Consider the following 1901-nt stretch of genomic DNA (forward strand, 5'->3'; position numbering starts at 1 on the left):
TAACGGCGGCATGGCCTTTATTTGATCGGAGAATGACTGATGAGCAAGCGTTTACAGGGAAAAATCGCCTTTGTGACCGGCGCCGGTTCGGGCATCGGTGAAGCCACCGCGCTGCGGTTCGCCGAGGAGGGCGCCACTGTTGTGCTCTGCGGGCGACGCGTGGAGCCGTTGCAAGGTGTGCAGGAAAAAATCATTGGGTTCGGCGGGCACGCTGAAATTGCGGTGGCCGACGTCAGCGACGAGCAGGCCTACGTCAGCGCATTGGAAGCCACCGCGCAACGCCACGGTCGCCTGGACATTCTGGTCAACAATGCGATGGCCTACACCTGGGGCAGCATCGACACAATGTCCACCGCCGACTGGCACGCCAACTTCGCCACTACCGTCGACGGCACCTTCTTTGGCACTCGCACCGCGATGCGTCTGATGAAAGAGCAGGGCGGCGGTTCGATCGTCAACATTGCCTCGATCTGCGGCCTGTTCGGCACCGCGTGGATGGCCGGTTACTCGGCGGCCAAGGCCGCGGTGATCAACTTCAGCCGGGCGGCGGCCAGTGAAGGCGCGCCAAACAACATTCGCTGCAACGTGATCATCCCCGGCGTGGTCGATACCCCGGCCACCGCCGGCATGCTCGGCGACGCCAAGGCCCGCACCAACACCGAGAAAGTCATCCCGATGAAACGGGTCGGCCTGCCGGTGGAACTGGCCAACGCCATTCTGTTCCTGGCCAGCGACGAAGCTTCCTACGTGACCGGTGCCAGTCTGGCGGTGGACGGCGGACGCGGTTCCGACCTGTATACGGTGTTCGACTGATGGGCCTGGAATCCGCCGCGCTGCTTGAGCGCATCGACCGCCTTGAATCGCTGGACGCGATCCGTCAACTGGCCGGCAAGTACGCGTTGGCCCTGGACATGCGCGACATGGATGCCATGGCCAACTGTTTCGCCCCGGACGTGCGTGTGGGGCGCGACAAGACGGGCCGTGCACACCTCAAGGCATGGCTGGACGAAACCATGCGCAAGCAGTTTCACGGCACTTCCCATCACCTGGGGCAGCACATCATCGAGTTCAGCGATCCGGATCATGCCACGGGCGTGGTCTATTCCAAGAACGAGCATGAGACGGGTCCGGAGTGGGTGATCATGCAGATGCTGTATTGGGACGACTACGAGCGGATCGACGGACGCTGGTGCTTCCGTCGTCGCTTGCCGTGCTATTGGTACGCCACCGACCTGAATAAACCACCGATTGGCGGCTTGAAAATGCGCTGGCCGGGGCGCGAGCCTTATGCCGGCACGTTTCACGAGCTGTTCCCGTCCTGGGATGCGTTCTGGGCGCAACGGCCGGACAAGGAGGCCTTGCCGGAAATTGCCGAGCCGGCACCGCTGGAGGGGTTTCTTGCGACTTTGCGGCGCGGGGCGGGTGATCCGAAGATTCGCGTGCGCTGAAGGATGGTTGGGCGGTGTACATATCCGTTGCTGCGGTAATGTCGGCGCTGTTCGGATTGGGTGCATATCCGTTGCTGCGGTAACGGCGGCTTATGGTTCCGCCCTTACGGCGGGTCACTTGGAAAAGCCCCAAGTAACCAAGGGCTTTTCCAAGTGACTCGCTGTAAAAGCGAAACCGCCAGTGGCCGTGACCGCAGCAACGGATATGTACACGATCAACAAAATACCGCCTCGCTTTTACTCTTGATGCATCGCCCCCTCACTACGCATGTGTGTGCCTGAAACCCCGAGCTTAAGTGAACAGCATTACGTGGAATGACGGAGCCTTTTATTACAGGTGGTTTTACATGAAGGTGTAGGTGTAGTTGAAGATCAGACGGGTTTGGTCGGTATTACGTACCGAGCCTGAATCGTCACCACGATAGACACCGTGACGCAGGGTCGCTCCGAAGT

3 protein-coding genes are annotated in these 1901 nt (G+C 60.6%); 2 read left to right on the plus strand and 1 reads right to left on the minus strand.

All coding sequences use genetic code 11. The annotated features are described in order from the left end of the window. The first annotated feature begins 39 nt into the window (after positions 1-39). Positions 40-813, plus strand: coding sequence for an SDR family NAD(P)-dependent oxidoreductase (locus tag F8N85_RS33780; protein ID WP_150804862.1), 774 nt, complete (start codon positions 40-42; stop codon positions 811-813). 5 nt (positions 814-818) lie between these two features. Beyond that, the gene (locus F8N85_RS33785) at positions 819-1448 is read left to right on the plus strand and encodes a nuclear transport factor 2 family protein (protein ID WP_224795710.1); all 630 of its coding nucleotides are present in this window, start codon (positions 819-821) and stop codon (positions 1446-1448) included. 343 nt (positions 1449-1791) lie between these two features. Here the strand turns inward: F8N85_RS33785 and F8N85_RS35365 are convergent. Then, the coding region (locus tag F8N85_RS35365; RefSeq protein ID WP_224795809.1) for an OprD family porin at positions 1792-1901 on the minus strand (110 nt) is incomplete at its 5' end.

This window comes from Pseudomonas fluorescens, from assembly GCF_902497875.1.
Taxonomy (GTDB): Bacteria; Pseudomonadota; Gammaproteobacteria; order Pseudomonadales; family Pseudomonadaceae; genus Aquipseudomonas; species Aquipseudomonas fluorescens_BR.

What these genes read in the sequence shown, in the direction of transcription:
- F8N85_RS33780 (WP_150804862.1), top strand. Translation starts at nt 40, where the DNA reads ATGAGCAAGCGTTTACAGGGAAAAATCGCCTTTGTGACCGGCGCCGGT.